We start from the raw sequence: 18551 nt of genomic DNA, 5'->3' as shown, positions 1-18551 counted from the left end.
GGTAATAAAATGGTGATAACGATAAATAAAAAGACTCAGATATAAAAATTGACTTTTAGGAAACATAAAGAAACGGAATTCTAATAAGAAGTAAAAATAAGCTATCCAATATAGCTAAGAAGGTTAGTTCCACCCCAAGTGATTTTATATAACCATAACAGGTTGAATTAAAATCCTGGAATTTATTAATTATATTTTTAAAATCAATCACAAGAGGTAATATTATGTCAGAGATCGAAGTAATTTCTTTAAAAGCACCAATTAGCGTTATTGCAAAAGTAACTAACAAATCACCATATAAACTTAAACTTATCCAGGATTCTATTCGTCTGGATCAAGGTGAGTGGACTACTCTTCCTCCTCAAGTCATTAATAGAAGCAATGATAGCACACCTGGAAAAGCGATTTGGAGAAGTGATTCAAACAGCCTGATAGGTGGTGTTGCAGGGCGCTGTACTTATGTATTTGTGGATAGCAAAGGCGAAATCTATAGTATCTATATTACATGGAGTAACCCTTTGATTGGCAGCAGCAGCTATTCAATCTCAACCGATTATTTAGGTGATGATTTACATTTATCCTATACAGCAGATGGCGGTAATAATCCAGTAGTAGAATATATGATTGTAAGCTAATACTTAATCACTAGTATTAACAACCATTCCTGTGAGAAGATATTTTAATTAATATCTATACAACAGGAATGGTTTATTTATTTCGAGAAACAACATTTTTATTTACCTTAATTAAAGGTAAATGCTGATTATTTCTGTACCACCCTCTCTTTTATTAAAGTGGATCATATCTCCATTCTGGCTAATACAATCAACTCAACCTGATTAAAATAGTGACTTCTAGCCACTATTTTTAATTCTCTTATCAGTTTAAATTCTATTTTCTGGTTTCTTATTTACACATTACAATGATATCGCTTTTTTATTATGAAATTGATTTTAATATGTTTTTATAGATGGCGACCGATAAGTATTAAAACGATCGAGTAAGATAGCAGGATCTTGCTCAATTATTGCCATATGACGATATTTTTCATGTAAGAATTGTTCATCAGCCATTTTATTAATCATCGCAATTAACGGATCATAAAAGTTATTAATATTAAGAATACCGCAAGGTTTCGTATGTAACCCAATCTGACTCCAGGTAAATACCTCACTGAACTCTTCCAATGTGCCAAAACCCCCAGGCAAAGCAACAAAACCATCAGCTAACTCAATCATTTTGTTTTTACGCTGATGCATAGTTTCAACAACGTATAATTCTGTCAGATTTTTATGTGATATTTCCCGCGACTCCAATAATGTTGGAATAACACCAATGACTTTCCCACCCTCTGCCAAAACCGTATTAGCAACAGTTCCCATAATGCCCACACTTGCGCCACCATAAATGAGCGTAAGATTACGTTTAACCAATTCCTTTGCGAAGATAATGACATTTTCTTTATAGATTTCAGATATACCCAGACTTGAACCACAATAAACAGCAATACTTTTCATTATCTTAGCTCCTGTTACTTTACCTTCACATGAAAAATAGGATTATATACCCGTCATCTTTCAAGTTGCTTCTTTGTTGGCTGCACTCACTCACCCCGGTCACATAGTTTGCTATGCTCCCGGGGATTCGTTCCCTTGCCGTCGCGATCCATCTTGAAATCCATAGGGTATACGTTAGTATCACAATCATACAACTCACTTATAAAACTGATACCAAGAAAACAAAATAAAAACGGTTTCTTTCATATTCAATATTAGCATTAATCATAACTTATTCTTAATTATATCCGTTATCTTTCAAGTTGCCTCTTTGTTGGCCGCTCTCGCTCACCCCGGTCACATAGTTTGCTATGCTCCTGGGGATTCACTCCCTTATCGTCGCGATCCATTTTGAAATCCATTGGGTATATTATGATATGAAATCAAGCATCAATCAGATGATAATAAATACCTTCATCACTTGTAATTCCTAAATTATCAACATATTAAAATACAATGTAAATCCATACCAGAATTATACACCAATAATGAAATTTAATCTCACTATAAACATATAAAATAGTCTAATAAATGAAAAATATTTCGCTAAAATTATATTCTCTAAACCTATTGAGTTATCTGCATTTCACTGCGAAGATTATCGGTCAGATCACTTGATTTTAATTGAGGTTTTGCCCGGATGTCTCCTTCCAAGCTCCAAAAGAGTGCCTTTCCATTAATACCTGTAATACTGTTACTACTGGCTATGACATCAATTCAGGGCGGTGCTTCTCTTGCCAAAACGCTGTTTCCGGTCATCGGTGCACCGGGTGTTACCGCACTGCGCCTAGGTCTTGGAACTCTCATTCTGTTTATTATTTTTAAACCCTGGCGCCTGCGTTTTAGCCGAAAATCCATCATGCCACTGCTTACATATGGTATTGCTCTTGGCGCGATGAATTATACATTCTATATGGCACTGACAACTATTCCTTTAGGTATTGCCGTGGCCCTTGAATTTACCGGCCCATTGGCTGTAGCTATGTTTTCATCACGCCGACCAATAGATTTTCTTTGGGTGGCATTGGTTATCGCCGGCTTAGCTTTCCTACTCCCCATTGGCAATAATAATATTAATAGTTTAGATCCTATAGGGATTATTTATGCACTCAGCGCAGGTGTTTGCTGGGCACTGTATATTATTTTCGGCCAACGCGCCGGTGCAGGTCATGGAGCAGCAACGGTGTCTATTGGTTCATTTATCGCTGCTATGATATTTTTCCCTGTCGGTTTAATACAAACGGGGCCAGAACTATTATTTGATATGTCAATTCTCCCTCTGGCACTGGCAATTGCGATTCTGTCTACTGCATTCCCATATACACTAGAAATGATTGCCCTAACCCGTTTACCTGCACAAACATTTGGTACTCTAATGAGTCTTGAACCCGCACTGGGTGCGCTATCTGGTATTGTGTTTCTGAATGAACATTTAACTATAACGCAATGGCTGGCGCTGTTCTGTATTATTTTTGCCTCCATCGGTTCTACATCAACAATAAAAAGAAAACCTAAAATCACCGAAGTTGATTAATCATTTTATTTAATCGAAATGAAATAGAAGCCGGAGGAGTAAAGTCATTCTCCGGTTTTTTATAAATAAAGAAACTCATTCATAACAAAATTATTCACGCAGATTTACCTGATAAATTATTATACTTTTCAATATTAATCTAAGAATTTTATAGTGAATATTTCCCTATAAAAATTAACTATTGATTTAATAGGAATAAACTATATGATTTAAGACTAATATCGAGTTACATTCATCTCGCCAACGAAAAACTCATTATTAACATCCAGGGGAAATTATTAAGCACATTGGAACATGCGTGGCAAAAATTTCATTTCCATCCATGAAATGCTGGATACCTTTCGTGCCACAATTATTGAACATTCAGATATCTTTGCAGAAAGAGTCGTACAACTTGGTGGAATAGCTCTCGGCACCGTACAAGAAGTTAATAGACACACAGCACTGAAAAGCTACCCAACAAATATCCATGACGTGCAGGACCATCTAAAAGCACTGGCCGACCGTTATGCTGTTGTCGCTAATGATATCCGCAAAGCGCTGAACGAAGTTGAAGATGAAAACACCGCAGATATGTTAACCGCCGCCTCCCGTGATCTCGACAAATTCTTATGGTTTATTGAAGCAAGCGTTGAGCAGTAAAATATAAAGAGCCACCATATTATGCACCCTATGGATTTCAAGATGCATCGCGGCGGCAAGGGAGCCAACAAAGAGGCAACTTGAAAGATAACGGGTATAGAGCTCTGAGACTTACAGGCCCCTATTAACACAGGGTCCTGTTTACATTAGCCTTTCATTACCAAGATCCGACACGGCAAAACATCATAAAATGCCCTCCATTCGGATAAATTTCGTCATATTCTTTAAAAATCAGTACAAACTGTCTATAATCCACACTTATTTTCAGAAATAACTTGAGGAAATAGCAAAATGGACAACGAAGTAAAAGACAGCAATGGCACCCTACTTAATGATGGCGATTCTGTACAGGTCATCAAAGATCTAAAAGTAAAAGGCACATCAGCAACGTTAAAACGCGGCACTTTGATTAAAAATATCCGTCTTACCCATCGTGAAGATGAAATCGAATGTAACGCAGATAAAATCAGAGGGTTAGTACTGAAAACCTGTTTTCTGAAAAAAGTAGGATAAGTCGCCTTTTCTATCGATTTTATTTACTGAATTTGCCGATAAAAAAGGGGGGATAGGGCTGCTCAGGGGCAACCTTGTTAAGCAGTAAGCGAAGCGAACTAACAGATACGCCCCCCTTTCTTTATACCTATGCTTATAACTATCGTTAAGGCAATCTAATGTCTTTTAATTTTTCTCATATAAAAAATTAACATTCACAAATAAAACAGGGACAATTAAAATCATCCCCAAACAAATAAATATTTTTTTATAAAATCATTCAATCTCAATATAGCGCACTCTTCTTACAGCGTTTTAGCTCACACCGTAGGCATGCTACTGCTTTCTAATAAATACTAAAAAGTTGACTTTTTATATGCCGTACTGTATAAAAAAACAGTAATATTAATGCAAGGAAATCCAATATGGAACCAACAATCATCATCCCCGGTCATTTATGCACATCCGAGTTATTTGCCTACCAAATACCTAATCTTTGGAAGCATAGTTCCGTTACAATACCATCAATACTGGAAGGTAGTAGTCTTACAGAAATGGCGAAAGATATCATCCAGAAGGCACCTTCCTATTTTTCTCTTGCTGGCATGTCTATGGGAGGTTTCATTTGTCTGGAAATAATGAAGTTAGCTCCGGAGCGCGTAAGCCGATTAGCTTTACTTAATAGCTCTGCGCGTCCAGAGACAGAAGAGCAAAAAAAGATGAGAGAAAATTTACTAAATAAAACCACTCTGGAAAATTTCGAAGAAATCTTAAAAAATATGGCTACCACAGGAGTGCACAAATCTCGTCAGCACGATAAAAATCTTATAAATACTATTATTCGCATGGGGAAAGAAACTGGCTTTGATGCTTATGTTCGTCAATCCAAGGCTTTAGGTGATCGTACAGATAATCGAAATATTTTAACCCATATCAGTGTACCTACATTGGTTCTTGTCGGTGACAGTGACACCATAACTCCACCTGAATATTCAGAAGAAATGGCTGAAAAGATACCAAACGCAAAATTAATTAAATTATACAGGTGTGGACATGCCACAACACTTGAGCAGCCAGAAGAAGTGAACAAAGCGCTCATCGAGTGGTTAAATATGAGTTAACCTATCTATGCACGATGATATTATTTCAACATATCAAACAGTTAAATTAAACGGAAGTTAGAATATGTTAACATACAATAAAGCTCTAGAGTTCTTTGGTCGTGATTTCAAATTTCCCCACACAATTAAAGAACTTCCAGAGAAGTTATCCGATTTGAAAGATCTTGAAATTGGTTTTTTTAAAACAAGTGATGAGGTATCTCTCTCTTTTTGGAAGGCCGGTAAAGGAGAAACTTTAATATTCATCCCCGGTTGGTCCTCACATGGTGCAGAATATATAAATATAATATATCTTCTCAGCAAGAAATATGAAGTTTATGTATTGGATCAGCGTAATCATGGTTTATCTCAAAAAGTAAATTATGGAAATAGAATTTCTCGTTTTTCTGCTGATCTTCATGAATTTATTGTTGCTGTTAATATAAAGAAAGCATATTTCTGTGGGTGGTCTATGGGATGTTCGGTACTATGGAGCTACATTGATCTTTTCGGATTGGAAGTAATAAAAAAAATAGCATTGATTGATGAACCACCTTCTATTTATTGCCACGCAGATTGGTCAGAGGAAGAAAGAATTAAAGCAGGAGCTTTTACAAATTCGCCAGAAGCTTTGATAGACGTCTATAGTGGAAAAATTCCCGGGAATAAAATGTTCTTTAATTCTGATATACTTAAATATTATACAACAGAAGGAGCACCCGCATTTTTCAATTCACAAACCTTTGCCAATGAATTTGTTCCACAAAGTATAGATGATTTGAAATCAGTACTATTTGAACATATTTTAAATGATTGGCGAGATGTTATTTCCCATAAAATAACCGTTCCTACTTTAATTTTTTCAGGTGAAAACAGCGACTGGATAGAAAGCCAACAATGGATTTCATCTACTGTACCAAAAGGGGAAATTATAATTTATGGTCGGGAAGAGCATGGAGATCACTTCTTAGCGCTTAAAGATCCATTAAGATTTTCAAAGGATCTTTCTGCTTTCTTTTATTAAAAAACAGGAGAAAAGAATGTTTACCGGACTAAGTGCTTTTCCTTTAACACCGCTGTATGGCAACAAGGTAGATGAGAAGACATTTATCTCGCTTATTGAAAATCTTGTTGAAGCTGGAGTGGATTCTATCGGCGCACTGGGATCGACGGGTAGCTACGCCTATCTTACATTATCGGAGCGCGCGCATGTCGCCCGACTGGCTGTTGAACATGCGAACAGTATACCGGTGATGGTCAGCATTGGAGCGCTGCGTGTAGCGGATATACTCAGCCTTGCTGAAGATGCTCAACACGCGGGTGTTAGCGCCGTAATGCTGGCACCTGTTTCTTACCAGCGTCCCACACCGGACGAGGTGTATTCGCTCTATGAAGAAGTCAGCCGTTATCTATCCGTACCGCTTTGCGTCTATGATAATCCTGCAACGACAGGTTTTGAATTTAGCGATGAGCTGCTGATTAACATTGCCAATTTACCGTCTGTCAGCTCGCTCAAACTTGCTCGCTTGCCGCAGGCACTGTCTCTGGCTACACAACAGGTGAATGCGCTTCGTTCCCGCCTTCCCAGCCACGTTTCGCTCGGAATCAGCGGGGACTGGCAAGCGGCGACGGGCCTCTGCGCTGGATGTGATGTCTGGTTCTCTGTCATGGGTGGACTTTTTCCGCGAACTGCACTGGCTATCACTCGCGCAGCAAAGGATAATGATACAAAAACGGTACAGATGTTGTCGGCTACCCTTGAACCTGTCTGGAGGCTCTTCAAAACCTATGGTAGCCTCAGGGTCACCGCAGCCGCCGCTGAGTTACTGGGCAAAGTAACCGCCCCTTGTCTTCCCTTTCCACTCAAGTCATTATCAGGTCAGCCCCGTGATCAGCTAGGCACCATTCTCGAAGATTTAAAAAACCTTATTTAAACCAAATGATGAAAAATATGCTCGCCGGAGATTTTCTTTTCCGGCGAAGAGACGTCTTTCTTTACACCATCGTGCTTGTAGATGATGCGATGGTGCCGCTTCTCCGCGAAGACCCTGAATTTGCGCAGCATTATCTGCATCAGGCTTTTATTGATATGGATGAAGAAGGCGGGCAGGAAGCGTTTCTAATGGCATTGCGCCACGTAGTAGAGGCGCGTGGAGGAATGGCTCAAGTTGCTGAAAAAGCAGGCATTTCTCGTGAGACACTGTATCGCACACTGTCGCCGAAAGGCAATCCAACACTCAAAACTCTGCGTAGCGTAGTTGCAGCAACAGGGTTCCAATTCTCGCATATTGCTACGATAGCTTAGTCTTTGATTGATTGGAATGATAAAGTCTGGATGGCGATGATATATACCCTATGGATTTCAAGATACATCGCGACGGCAAGGGAGAGAATCCCCGGGAGCATAGATAACTATGTGACCGGGGTGAACGAGCGCAGCCAACAAAGAGGCAACTTGAAAGATAACGGGTATAAGCAGCAACTTAAGGCTGCTCTTCCCTGTAATCGCCATCTTCTACATCCCTCCAGACTGTCGTGGCACAGCATCAGAGGTACCCGTGGTTTATCATGTTTTTCCAGATATCCACGAGTAGCCTCGAAGTAGGTAAACATTAATTCAGATTTAACAAAGCGCAGTTGTATAAGGTGGCTGATTGCATCGTCCACAAAAACTAGAATACGGGTATATACCCAATGGATTTCAAGATGCATCGCGGCGGCAAGGGAACGAATCCCCGGGAGCATAGATAACTATGTGACCGGGGTGAGCGAGTGCCGCCAACAAAGAGGCAACTTGAAGGATAACGGGTATAGATTATATTTTTGTCATATCAGCAAAAGACTTCTGCATTTACTGCTCTTTTTTATTGCAATTTATCTCATGATAATAAAGCCTTTCTTAATTAAATATTATACCCTATGGATTTCAAGTTGCATCGCGACGGCAAGGGAGCGAATCTCCGGGAGCATAGATAACTATGTGACCGGGGTGAGTGAGTGCAGCCAACAAAGAGGCAGCTTGAAAGATGACGGGTATACATGAGGTTTATTATGTCTGTTCCTGCATTTGGATTAGGTACTTTTCGTCTGAAAGATGATGTTGTGATCACATCGGTAAAAAATGCCCTTGAATTGGGATATCGTGCGATTGATACAGCACAAATTTATGAGAATGAAGCCGCAGTAGGACAAGCCATAGAAGAAAGCGGTGTAGCTCGTGAAGATATCTATATCACGACAAAAATCTGGACAGAAAATTTAAGCAAAGAAAAATTGATACCAAGTCTTAAAGAGAGTATAGCGAAGCTGCGCACTGATTATGTTGATTTGACGCTAATTCATTGGCCATCACCACACAACGTTGTCAGTGTTGATGAAACAATGAATGCGTTACTGGACGCTAAAAATATGGGGTTGACACGTGAAATCGGTGTTTCAAACTTTACGATTGATCTCATGCAACAGGCTATCGATGCAGTAGGTGCTGAACACATCACCACGAACCAAATTGAACTTTCTCCCTATCTACAAAACTGCCACGTGACAGCTTGGGCGAAAGATCATGGAATTCATATCACTTCCTATATGACCCTCGCTTATAGTAAAGCTCTTCAAGATGAAGTTATCAGACGCATAGCCACCAAACATCAAGCCACGCCTGCGCAGGTGATTTTGTCTTGGGCGATGGCATTGGGTTATAGCGTGATCCCATCTTCAACTAAGCGCGAAAATTTACAAAGTAATCTGAGAGCCTCCGTGCTTAAACTTGATGCAGACGACATGGCGGCGATCGCCACACTTGATCACAACGAACGTCTCGTTAATCCAGAAGGACTTGCTCCCCAATGGGATAATTAATGACTCCCACTTCTTAATAAACTCAGTAATCTCTCCGCTTTGCAGAAACATACTTGCTTATTTCAGCTCCTTCGGGAGCTGCTTCCATTTTCACTTAGTAAATCGATTTTACAAATTACCCTTAATTATCTTAGATAATAAGAAAACTCGAACATTTTTACACTTACAGCAAAAGTCTTTTGTCGTAATAAGCCTTTTTAGAAAGAGTTTGCGAAGCATAATATCTCCATATACACAAATCAAAATCAATGAATAATAAAGAGTGAGAAATATTATGCTTTTTGAACGCTATTCTCTGAATGGTCTGTCGTTATCTAATCGTATTGTTATGCCACCGATGACTCGTTCACGGGCTGGAACAAACGGTATAGCGACTGATTTGATGGCTGAATATTATGCACAACGTGCCAGTGCAGGACTAATTATCAGCGAAGGTACACAAATCAGCCAACAGGGGCAAGGATATGCATGGACGCCAGGTATTTATAAGCCTGAGCAGATAATAGGATGGAAAAAAGTAACAGATGCGGTACATATGGCAGGAGGCAAAATTTTTGCTCAATTATGGCATGTAGGACGTGTTTCACACACGATTCTACAACCCAATAATTCTGAGCCGGTTTCTCCCTCTGCCCTTCAAGCAAAAGGTGTAAAAGTTTTTCTGGATGTGGCAGGCCGTGGACCTGAACATGGTATCGGTGAAATGGTACAACACTCGCAGCCACGAGCACTGACACTTGATGAAATTCCAGATATCGTAAATGATTATGTTCAAGCAGCAAATAATGCTATTGCAGCAGGTTTTGATGGTGTAGAGCTTCATGCGGCGAATGGTTATCTTATTAATCAGTTTATTGATTCTCAGACTAACCTACGAGATGACGAATATGGTGGAACTTTACAAAATCGTTTACGTTTCTTGAGAGAAGTCGCTACATCAGTGGCTAGCGCGATAGGGAAAGATAAGCTAGGTGTTCGCCTGGCACCACTCACAACCCTGATGGGTTCAAAAGATGATACGCCCGAAGCCACTTATCTGGCTGCCGCGAGTGTGCTAAATGATATCGGCATAGCCTATATTCATATTGCCGAAGCGGATTGGGAAGACGCTCCCGTCATGCCAGTAACCTTCAAAGAAGCTTTTCGCCTCCTTTATCACGGCACGTTGATATATTCCGGTAAATACACTTTGGAACGAGCGGAAGAAGCGCTAACTAAAGGCTGGGCGGATTTGATCGGATTTGGTCGCCCTTTTATTGCTAACCCAGATTTACCCTATCGTCTTGCTAATAAGCTAGAGCTAAACCCGCCGATAAAAGAAAAATTTTTCGGTGGTAATATGGAAGGTTATACCGATTATTTGGCTATAAACTAATATACCCGTTATCCTTCAAGTTGCCTCTTTGTTGGCTACACCCACTTACCCCGGTCACATAGTTCGGCTATGCTCCCGGGGATTCTCGTCGCGATGCATCTTGAAATCATCTTTATAAAGATTAATTTTTGCTTTAACGACCAAAGTATTTACGGGAGTCATTGACATATTCACTCAGAAAATCGATAAATGCCCTGATTCGGGTGCTTACAGCCTGATCGCTGTAATATACGGCATTGAAAGGCATCCCGACGGGTAAACGTTTTTCAACCAGTAGTTCAACAAGTTCACCACTGGTAATCTCCTTATCAATCATATAATCAGACAGACACGCGATACCATTACCCGTTACACACAGTTGTTTCAGGGTTTCACCACTGTTGGAAGAAAGTCCCACGGTTATTTCATGCAGTTGTCCGTCCTGACAAGCTATCGGCCAGGTATTCAGTGATACCGGTTCGGTAAAGCCAAGACAAATATGGTTTTTCAACTCCTCAATGCATTGCGGTATGCCATATTTTTTCAGATATTCAGGAGAGGCGACGATTTTTCGATAGCTGGAAAAAAGTGGTCGAGCTCGTAGACTGGAGTCGGTTAAGTTGCCTACACGAATGGCAATATCCACTTTGCGTTCAATCAGATTGATATACGTTTCCGAAGAAATCAGTGATAACGTTATTTCTGGGTAGCGTTCGCGAAAAGGTTTAATCAGTGGTATCAGTAAATGTAATACGACGGGTGTTGCAGCATCGATACGCAATAAACCACTTGGAGTGTGTTTAGATTCCATAATTTCAGTTTCAGCGGCGGCCATTTCTTGTAGAACATGCTGAACTCGGCGGAAATAACGCTCACCTTCTTCGGTTAAGCTAAGCTGACGTGTTGTGCGATTGAGCAGACTCACGCCTAGTTTCTTTTCCAGTTTTTTTATAGAACGGCTCACGGCGGAATTTGCTAATTGCAGGTGTTCCGCCGCACGACTGAAACTCCCGTTTTCCACGACTGACACGAAAATTGTTAACTCTTCTGAATTTGCCTTCATTATTGCCTTCCTTGCAAAAGAGTATTCATGTCCCCAATTTCCGCCTCTGAAAGAACTTCCGGCTGCTCAATGGGGAAAACGGGCAGCGCTTGCAATAATCTTGGGCCATACCTTTTGCTCAGTAAGCGCCTGTCATAAATCACCACATCACCATAACATTCATGGCTACGGATAAGCCTTCCTACTTGCTGAATAAGGCTAAAAGAAGCACTTGGTAAACTCTGCACTTCAAAAGGATAACGTTTAAGTGATTTCAACCACTCGCTTTCAGTAATAATGACCGGATTATTCACCGGCGGAAATGAAATTTTTTGAATATGAACTTGGGACAGGTAATCTCCCTTTAAATCCAGCCCTTCCGCAAAAGATTGCAATCCAATCAGTACACTACATTGCCCTTCATTAATACGCTGACAATGTGTTTCCACTAACCGATAACGTGGCTGATCCCCCTGCACAAGTAACATCAGGCGTAAATCCGTTACATAAGAGAGAAAGATATCCATCGCTCTCTGACTGCTGAACAAAACCAACATGCCTTTATGTTGCTGACTCAGCAATTGAGCCCTGAAATAACCCGCCATCTCTTGCAAATGAGCGGCTTCATTGTGCAGTGTCGGTTCCCATGACATTTTGGGAATAACCAATTTACCCTGCCGTACATGGTCAAAAGGTGATGACAATGCGACAAAACGGTCCCCGGCTTTTTCAGTTAACCCGGTCAATTCCTGAATACGAGAAAAACTATTCAGAGAACGAAGCGTTGCCGATGTCACGACCACATGAGGAATGCTACGCCAAAGCAGTTGATTAAGCTGTTCACTGACTCTGATACCGGCACAATGGAAATAGAGGTGCGATTGATTTTTCTCATCACGGCGTCTAAGCCATTTTGATATCGGTGCACTGGATGACTCTTCCAACGCTGCCAAACGCCACAACTTAGTCATATTTTCAAAATATCCAAGCGCACGACTGGTATGCAAAATAGACCGATGTAATCTGACAATATCCTGTTTAGCCGTCCGCTCAGTCAAATCATTCAGTATCGCTTCTGCCAAACCCCGTAAACCATCAGTCAGTTTAAATAGCTGCTGGCAGCAAAGTAGCAAGTTATCCGGTAATTTACCCCGCTCAAACAGATACTCATCGACTTCATTCTTTTCCGGTAAAAACGCCTGAGTGATAATTGCGAGCTCTCTAAAGCATTCCCGTAATTTTTCACTGTGTTCATTCAGGCGACTGGCATTCGCTAAGCGTGGTGGCTTTGCCGGATGGAATTGCACCAGATATTGCTCAACATGACGAACAAAAGTATCCAATTGACCATTAAGTTGAAACAGGGTGATTTCCCCTTCAACTTCCAGAGAATCCCTGGCAACATCCGGTATATGGTGCCCTTCGTCGAGTACCAATAACAAATTTTTAGCATCAGGCAGTACCGATTCACTCTCCAATGCCGCCATCACTAACGCATGGTTAACCACCACCACATCGACATTTTCTATCTCACGGCGAGCAATAAAAAATGGGCAACGATGATAATACTGACAGTTACGTCCCAGACAATTTGCTTTATCCGTACTCACTTTCCCCCACAAAGCATCGGACAAAGCCAATTTATGGTGATCACGCAACCCATCCCAGGCAAAGGTTGTGTAATCACTACGCAACCGACGACACAATTCCCGCTCTTCACTACTGGCAAGCTCTGTTTTGTCCTCAACCAAAAACATAAGATCAATCTGTTCGCTATCGGTTGCACAGATAGCGTCAAGATTGCGAGGGCAAACATAACGACCACGACCAAAAGCACCGGTAAATTTCAGATCGGGAATAATTTTGCGCAACAGTGGCAGGTCTTTACTGTAAATCTGATCTTGTAAAGCAACATTCGCCGTACTTACAACCAATGGCTTACTTTCCGCTCTACTGATAGCAATGCCAGGTAGCAGGTAAGAAAGGGTTTTACCGATTCCCGTTGGTGCCTCAATAACCAAATGACGACCTTCCTGATCCGCAAGTGTTTTTGCAACTTCGGCAATCATCTGCCGCTGCGGAGCACGAGAAATAAAACCATTAATATGTTGAGGTAATATCTTATACCACTGACTTATCTGATTTTTTATTGAATTGGAAAGTGCCATTGGATTCTACTGCTATGAAATCGGAGCGCTATTGTCCCACAGAGCAGAAATGAAATCAGCTCCATGTCGAGGCAATAATCAGTCAACTCGCTCGTTAAATTAGTGAGCACCTTGTCAGCTATTCAGAACGCTATATACTTCTTATTTTCTACAACATACTTCCTATTTTCTACAACACCTGAGAACAATAATGAAAAAGCTCCTTATCATTTTCATCGCTATCTTTGCATTTGGTTCAATTGGCGGCGTATTCTTAGCGGGCCTTAATATGTATACCCGTTCGACCACACCGATAGAATCACTAACCAGCCAACAACCAGAAACCACCACGGCACCGGTACAACAACAATAACGGGCTGTGGCATATTTTATCTTTGTATCAAGTGAGGGACCTCATGAATAACGCATACTTTGTCACTCCACAATGGCTAAAAGATCATCTTGATGATAAGAATCTCGTCATCCTTGATGCAACCGCCCCACCACCACCTCAACAAATTGATTGTCATAAACTTTGGCTGAATACCCATATCCCCGGTGCCCAATTTCTTGATTTAGACAAAATTGCCAATCATCAAAGTGGATTACCTCACATGCTGCCCGATCCGCAAACTTTTAGTCAGGCTGTTGGCGCAATGGGCATTAGTGAAAATCATTTAGTCGTGATTTATGACCAAGGCAATATGTTCTCCGCTCCTCGCGCATGGTGGACATTTAAGATATTCGGTAGCCACAACGTCCGTATTCTTGATGGCGGTTTACAAGGCTGGCAACAGGCAGGATTTCCAACAGCATCAGGGGAAGTGAAGCGCAATCCTCAAATCTTTAATACCGATTTCAATGCCGACAAAGTGAAATCACTGGAACAAATTCTGGGTGCGCTAAATGATCAACAAATCCAAATTGTCGATGCTAGAGCGACAGACCGCTTTCAAGCTAAGGCCCCAGAACCGCGTCCCGGATTAAGAATGGGCCATATTCCCGGTAGTAAAAACATTCCGTGGACCATGTTAGTAGAGAATGGCCACTTTAAATCAGAAACTGAAATTACCGATATTTTCCATAAACAAGGCGTCGATTTAAACAAACCGGTTATCACCAGTTGTGGATCGGGAATGACCGCTGCCGTTTTGGTACTGGGCTTAGATATCATCGGCAAGAAAGATGTTTATTTATATGACGGCTCATGGGCTGAATGGGGAGCAGATGAAGCCTTACCACTTGAAAAATAATTAAATGCTATAGGGCATCTCTATGCCCTCAGATTATTGACAAAGTGCTGGTTTTTTATCCGGCATTTTGTTTTAATTAAGTTCCGTTCACTCAACGGAGCTTGCCACCATGTTAAGACCCCCCCCTCTCCAGACTTTCCCGCCAGAAACGCTCTCGCTTGACGAGCTGGTCCCTAAAAATCATTTGGTCCGTCAAGTCGATGCTGCCATTGATTTCGAATTTATCCGCGAATTAGTCGCCCCGTTGTATTGCCACAATAATGGCCGTCCTGCTATCGATCCGGTCATGCTGATTAAAATGATGTTACTCGGCTACTTGTTTGGCGTCCCCAGTGAACGCCGTCTGGTACAGGAAATTCAGGTTAATGTGGCTTACCGCTGGTTTCTGCGCCTCGGACTGACAGAAAAGGTCCCTGATGCCTCAACCCTGAGCCAGAACCGCCGCCGCCGTTTCAATCATACCGCGGTCTTCCAACAGATTTTTGACCACATTGTTGAACAGGCGATAGCCAAAGGATTTGTGGGCGGACACGTACTCTATACCGACAGCACCCACCTGAAAGCCAGTGCCAATCCGCATAAATCGGAGAATGTCATGCGGTCGGTTCCCCCCGGCGCCTATGTTGACGCACTGGATAAAGCCGTCACTCAAGACCGGGCGGCAGCTGGAAAAAAAGCCTGAAGCCAGCCCTAAAGGAACGGCAGAGAAAGACGAAGGTCAGTACCGTCGATCCGGAAAGCGGGTTTATGCACCGGACCAACAAACCCAGGGGGTTCTTTTACCTTGACCACCGTACCGTGGATGGGCAAGTCGGTATTATCACCGATACCTACGCCACACCGGGTAATGTCCACGACAGCCAGCCTTTTATCAAGCGTTTGACGCGTCAGTTAGAGCGTTTTGCTCTCAATCCCCTCGCGGTTGGGTTGGATGCGGGCTATTTTACGGCCCCGGTTTGTTATCTGACGGAACAGTTAGGCATTATCCCCATCATAGGTTATCGCCGGCCGAATAAGGGACCAAATACCTTTCAGAAGAAACATTTCACCTATGACCAGCTACAGGATTGTTATGTCTGCCCGCAGGGAGAAAAACTGATTTATACCACAACCGACCGTCAGGGATACCGGCATTATCAGGCCCCGGCGGCTATCTGCCAGTGTTGCCCGCAGCGTGATGCCTGCACGCACGCGAAAGGCGGAAAAACGATAACCCGTCATATCTGGGAGGCCAGTAAAGAGCAGGCCAGAGAAAACCGGCTAACGGAATGGGGTAAAAAAGTTTACAAGCGACGAAAGGAAACAATAGAGCGCAGTTTTGCGGATGCGAAGCAACATCACGGGCACCGTTATGCCCATTTTCGCGGGTTGCAGAAGGTGCAAATACAGTGTCTTTTGGCGGCAACTGCCCAAAATATCAAGAAGATAGCCTTGCTGGTCGCGATGCTTTGTTGTTTTTATCTCTGGAGGGCGAGCCAGTCAATGCCCGCGAAGCGAAAATAACGCCCTGACGGGCGATTGAATCGGGTCAATGAGGAAAATGAGTTGTATTATGATTCGTAATGAAAGGAACAAACCCCATTATTTTCAATGGGGTTTGTCAGCGGTCTGAGGGCATCTCTATGCCCTTTAATTATTCAATATATACCCGTTATCTTTCAATTTGCTTCTTTGTTGGCTGCACTCACCCCGGTCACATAGTTATCTATGCTCCCGGGGATTCACTCCCTTGCCGCCGCGATGCATCTTGAAATCTATAGGGTATAAACAAATAGATATATTTTTCGATCCCCAGATAACAGCCAATCAAATAATTCCCGTATCGTTATATTTCACAATCCTATTTATTAATTTAATTCTCTATTCTTCAATCAATACTATTTTTTATCAATCAGAGTGACATAAAATAATGAAATAAATATATTTGTAAGTTCAAATATTATTATTATTAACTTAAAATTCGACTCTGTTTTTTATTTAAAAATAAGATTAAGCTACTTTCCAATAGGCACTAATATTGCACGCCATTCTTGTCAATAAATCGTGGACATGAGCAACATGTGAGGAGATCAATCCCAAGATGTATTGAAACTCTTTATGATAAAGCAAGAAAAATAAAACATCCTAATGCACTAAGTACTGAAAGAGTTGAATATTAATGTATTCACCAAAGCATAATATCAACATTTATATCATAAAAATGGAGAGTAAAAATGACTATTTCTCTTAAAGATCAAAGAATAAATCTCGCGCTCAGCTTTATTAGTGGTGCTGGAAGTATAATAACCGAAAAACCAGAACCGACTATGGTTGCGGAAAACATTCAAGCATCATTGGAAAAGAGTAAAGTAACTGCCAATAGATTCTCTATTATTTGGGGGCCCGCTGTTTTTCGTGTTGATAATGGAAAAAACAGTAAAGATAATAAGGACGACCACGTTTTATTCATTGTAAAAAATCGCAAAATTCCCCATGATTATCGCATCGTTATCCGAGGATCATGGTCTGATGTTAACTGGCAGGTTGAAAACTTTGCTGTACACGAAACCGTAAATTGGTCACTTTGGGATCAAAATATCCCGGAAGAGTTTAAAGACGCTAAGATCTCTTATGGAACTCACATAGCATTAGACTATATTGTTAATCAAGTAAAAAGTAACAATATTCCTGGTCATGGAGAATCACTTATTGACGCAATTAATAAAATTGCTTCGGAAAAAGGCATACATAATATTACCATTACCGGGCACAGTTTAGGTGGTATTCTCGCCTCTACCCTTGGATTATATTTAAAACGCTTATACCTTAATAAAGGGAATAACAATATTCGTATTCATGTTTGTTCTTTTGCTAACCCAAATACCGGTAATGACGTTTTTGCCTCTTACATTAAATCTGTTTTCAACCACACGTCAGCAACTAGCTATAAGAGCCATTTTTTAAGGATATATAATCGTAAAGATGTTATTTCCCTCATTTGGAATCTGGATGGATTAGCAAAAATCCCAACTATCTATGAACCATTAATTAAATTAGATGAGAAACTAATTGACAGATTTAAAAAGATTGTTCTTCTCGTGCAAGATAAAGGTTACACCAAACTCACACCAGATTTACCTTTTACAGCACCTATTGCAGAACTGGATCTCAATAAGCAAGTTGTTTTTCAACATATTAAAGCCTATGCCAACCAATATGGCATGAATTTAGTGGAGGTTAATGACGGTACTCAACCACCTATTGATGATCTTGTGGTTATTAATAGTAATCTATCTCAAGATATCGTCGCTTATTTCTTACGGATATCTCTGCCTGATAACAATATTAATATCTCATAAATTTATTATATTTTATCTCAATTCAATGGAGCCTTATTGCAAAGGCTCCATTAAACTAAAATTATTTAAACATAATAATAAGATCACTTTTACATATATCATTTAGAATATCACCAATTTATAATTATTCCCAAAAATATTATTCACAGAGATAATCTCAAAGATATTTACATATCACTACCATTAAGTAATATATATAATAACAAAAGATAGCAATAATATTAACATGTAATTA

Annotated in this window: 16 protein-coding genes and 1 pseudogene; 14 read left to right on the top strand and 3 right to left on the bottom strand. The window is 40.8% G+C overall.

The features are described 5' to 3' along the window. Positions 1-224 precede the first annotated feature (224 nt). Positions 225-635 carry a hypothetical protein gene (locus PluTT01m_RS08015; RefSeq protein ID WP_011145834.1) on the top strand — a complete coding sequence of 137 codons (411 nt, stop codon included), beginning with the start codon at positions 225-227 and terminating at the stop codon, positions 633-635. A 318-nt stretch (positions 636-953) separates the two neighbouring features. Here the strand turns inward: PluTT01m_RS08015 and PluTT01m_RS08010 are convergent, their stop codons facing one another. Continuing rightward, a complete protein-coding gene (locus tag PluTT01m_RS08010) occupies positions 954-1517 on the bottom strand; it encodes an LOG family protein (RefSeq protein WP_011145833.1) in 564 nt (187 codons plus the stop codon). Between the two features lie 679 nt (positions 1518-2196). Between PluTT01m_RS08010 and rhtA the strand changes: the two genes are divergently transcribed. From rhtA to PluTT01m_RS07960, 9 genes and pseudogenes are all read left to right on the top strand, one after another. Further along, the gene (gene rhtA / locus PluTT01m_RS08005; RefSeq protein WP_011145832.1) at positions 2197-3090 is read left to right on the top strand and encodes a threonine/homoserine exporter RhtA; all 894 of its coding nucleotides are present in this window, start codon (positions 2197-2199) and stop codon (positions 3088-3090) included. Between the two features lie 282 nt (positions 3091-3372). After that, a pseudogene (dps, locus tag PluTT01m_RS08000) lies at positions 3373-3732 on the top strand (DNA starvation/stationary phase protection protein Dps); the annotation flags it as partial. Between the two features lie 291 nt (positions 3733-4023). Further along, positions 4024-4245: an alkylphosphonate utilization protein gene (locus PluTT01m_RS07995; protein ID WP_011145831.1), complete on the top strand. Its 222-nt coding sequence runs from the start codon at positions 4024-4026 to the stop codon at positions 4243-4245. A gap of 404 nt (positions 4246-4649) precedes the next feature. After that, complete coding sequence (locus PluTT01m_RS07990; protein WP_011145830.1) at positions 4650-5345, top strand: alpha/beta fold hydrolase; 696 nt, start codon at positions 4650-4652, stop codon at positions 5343-5345. Positions 5346-5409: 64 nt separating this feature from the next. After that, entirely contained in the window at positions 5410-6348 is a 939-nt protein-coding gene (locus PluTT01m_RS07985; protein WP_011145829.1) for an alpha/beta fold hydrolase, read from the top strand. A 16-nt stretch (positions 6349-6364) separates the two neighbouring features. After that, positions 6365-7258 (top strand): dihydrodipicolinate synthase family protein, encoded by an 894-nt coding sequence (locus tag PluTT01m_RS07980; protein ID WP_011145828.1) that lies wholly within the window; start codon positions 6365-6367, stop codon positions 7256-7258. A gap of 17 nt (positions 7259-7275) precedes the next feature. Then, the gene (locus PluTT01m_RS07975; protein WP_049789763.1) at positions 7276-7629 is read left to right on the top strand and encodes an addiction module antidote protein; all 354 of its coding nucleotides are present in this window, start codon (positions 7276-7278) and stop codon (positions 7627-7629) included. Between the two features lie 746 nt (positions 7630-8375). Further along, on the top strand, positions 8376-9182 hold the full coding sequence (gene dkgB, locus PluTT01m_RS07965; protein ID WP_011145826.1) for a 2,5-didehydrogluconate reductase DkgB: 807 nt from the start codon (positions 8376-8378) through the stop codon (positions 9180-9182). A 274-nt stretch (positions 9183-9456) separates the two neighbouring features. Further along, a complete protein-coding gene (locus PluTT01m_RS07960) occupies positions 9457-10557 on the top strand; it encodes an alkene reductase (protein ID WP_041380012.1) in 1101 nt (366 codons plus the stop codon). Between the two features lie 133 nt (positions 10558-10690). On the opposite strand, the gene yafC is transcribed toward PluTT01m_RS07960, so the two are convergent. Next, a complete protein-coding gene (yafC, locus tag PluTT01m_RS07955) occupies positions 10691-11599 on the bottom strand; it encodes a DNA-binding transcriptional regulator YafC (RefSeq protein ID WP_011145824.1) in 909 nt (302 codons plus the stop codon). Further along, a complete protein-coding gene (gene dinG, locus PluTT01m_RS07950; protein WP_011145823.1) occupies positions 11599-13746 on the bottom strand; it encodes an ATP-dependent DNA helicase DinG in 2148 nt (715 codons plus the stop codon). The genes yafC and dinG overlap by 1 nt, the downstream gene beginning before the upstream one ends. A 190-nt stretch (positions 13747-13936) precedes the next feature. On the opposite strand from dinG, the gene PluTT01m_RS27100 reads away from it, so the two are divergent. The 4 genes from PluTT01m_RS27100 to PluTT01m_RS07935 all read left to right on the top strand — a co-directional run bounded on the left by PluTT01m_RS27100 (position 13937) and on the right by PluTT01m_RS07935 (position 18316). Then, the gene (locus PluTT01m_RS27100) at positions 13937-14098 is read left to right on the top strand and encodes a hypothetical protein (protein WP_164488463.1); all 162 of its coding nucleotides are present in this window, start codon (positions 13937-13939) and stop codon (positions 14096-14098) included. Between the two features lie 43 nt (positions 14099-14141). Further along, on the top strand, positions 14142-14978 hold the full coding sequence (gene sseA / locus PluTT01m_RS07945; RefSeq protein ID WP_011145821.1) for a 3-mercaptopyruvate sulfurtransferase: 837 nt from the start codon (positions 14142-14144) through the stop codon (positions 14976-14978). Between the two features lie 109 nt (positions 14979-15087). Beyond that, positions 15088-16481 (top strand): IS5-like element ISPlu14 family transposase gene (locus PluTT01m_RS07940; protein ID WP_109791427.1). Its coding sequence is split into 2 segments (ribosomal slippage): positions 15088-15655 and positions 15655-16481, totalling 1395 coding nucleotides; the frame shifts between segments, so codons are not numbered across the junction. A 710-nt stretch (positions 16482-17191) separates the two neighbouring features. Continuing rightward, on the top strand, positions 17192-18316 hold the full coding sequence (locus tag PluTT01m_RS07935; protein ID WP_011145820.1) for a lipase family protein: 1125 nt from the start codon (positions 17192-17194) through the stop codon (positions 18314-18316). The last annotated feature ends 235 nt before the right edge of the window (positions 18317-18551 follow it).

The sequence above is a fragment of the Photorhabdus laumondii subsp. laumondii genome, assembly GCF_003343245.1.
GTDB classification, from domain to species: Bacteria; Pseudomonadota; Gammaproteobacteria; order Enterobacterales; family Enterobacteriaceae; genus Photorhabdus; species Photorhabdus laumondii.
This window is presented reverse-complemented; position numbering and strand designations above follow the sequence as displayed.

What these genes read in the sequence shown, in the direction of transcription:
- PluTT01m_RS08015 (WP_011145834.1), top strand. Translation starts at nt 225, where the DNA reads ATGTCAGAGATCGAAGTAATTTCTTTAAAAGCACCAATTAGCGTTATT.
- PluTT01m_RS08010 (WP_011145833.1), bottom strand. Translation starts at nt 1,517, where the DNA reads ATGAAAAGTATTGCTGTTTATTGTGGTTCAAGTCTGGGTATATCTGAA.
- rhtA (WP_011145832.1), top strand. Translation starts at nt 2,197, where the DNA reads ATGTCTCCTTCCAAGCTCCAAAAGAGTGCCTTTCCATTAATACCTGTA.
- PluTT01m_RS07995 (WP_011145831.1), top strand. Translation starts at nt 4,024, where the DNA reads ATGGACAACGAAGTAAAAGACAGCAATGGCACCCTACTTAATGATGGC.
- PluTT01m_RS07990 (WP_011145830.1), top strand. Translation starts at nt 4,650, where the DNA reads ATGGAACCAACAATCATCATCCCCGGTCATTTATGCACATCCGAGTTA.
- PluTT01m_RS07985 (WP_011145829.1), top strand. Translation starts at nt 5,410, where the DNA reads ATGTTAACATACAATAAAGCTCTAGAGTTCTTTGGTCGTGATTTCAAA.
- PluTT01m_RS07980 (WP_011145828.1), top strand. Translation starts at nt 6,365, where the DNA reads ATGTTTACCGGACTAAGTGCTTTTCCTTTAACACCGCTGTATGGCAAC.
- PluTT01m_RS07975 (WP_049789763.1), top strand. Translation starts at nt 7,276, where the DNA reads ATGCTCGCCGGAGATTTTCTTTTCCGGCGAAGAGACGTCTTTCTTTAC.
- dkgB (WP_011145826.1), top strand. Translation starts at nt 8,376, where the DNA reads ATGTCTGTTCCTGCATTTGGATTAGGTACTTTTCGTCTGAAAGATGAT.
- PluTT01m_RS07960 (WP_041380012.1), top strand. Translation starts at nt 9,457, where the DNA reads ATGCTTTTTGAACGCTATTCTCTGAATGGTCTGTCGTTATCTAATCGT.
- yafC (WP_011145824.1), bottom strand. Translation starts at nt 11,599, where the DNA reads ATGAAGGCAAATTCAGAAGAGTTAACAATTTTCGTGTCAGTCGTGGAA.
- dinG (WP_011145823.1), bottom strand. Translation starts at nt 13,746, where the DNA reads ATGGCACTTTCCAATTCAATAAAAAATCAGATAAGTCAGTGGTATAAG.
- PluTT01m_RS27100 (WP_164488463.1), top strand. Translation starts at nt 13,937, where the DNA reads ATGAAAAAGCTCCTTATCATTTTCATCGCTATCTTTGCATTTGGTTCA.
- sseA (WP_011145821.1), top strand. Translation starts at nt 14,142, where the DNA reads ATGAATAACGCATACTTTGTCACTCCACAATGGCTAAAAGATCATCTT.
- PluTT01m_RS07935 (WP_011145820.1), top strand. Translation starts at nt 17,192, where the DNA reads ATGACTATTTCTCTTAAAGATCAAAGAATAAATCTCGCGCTCAGCTTT.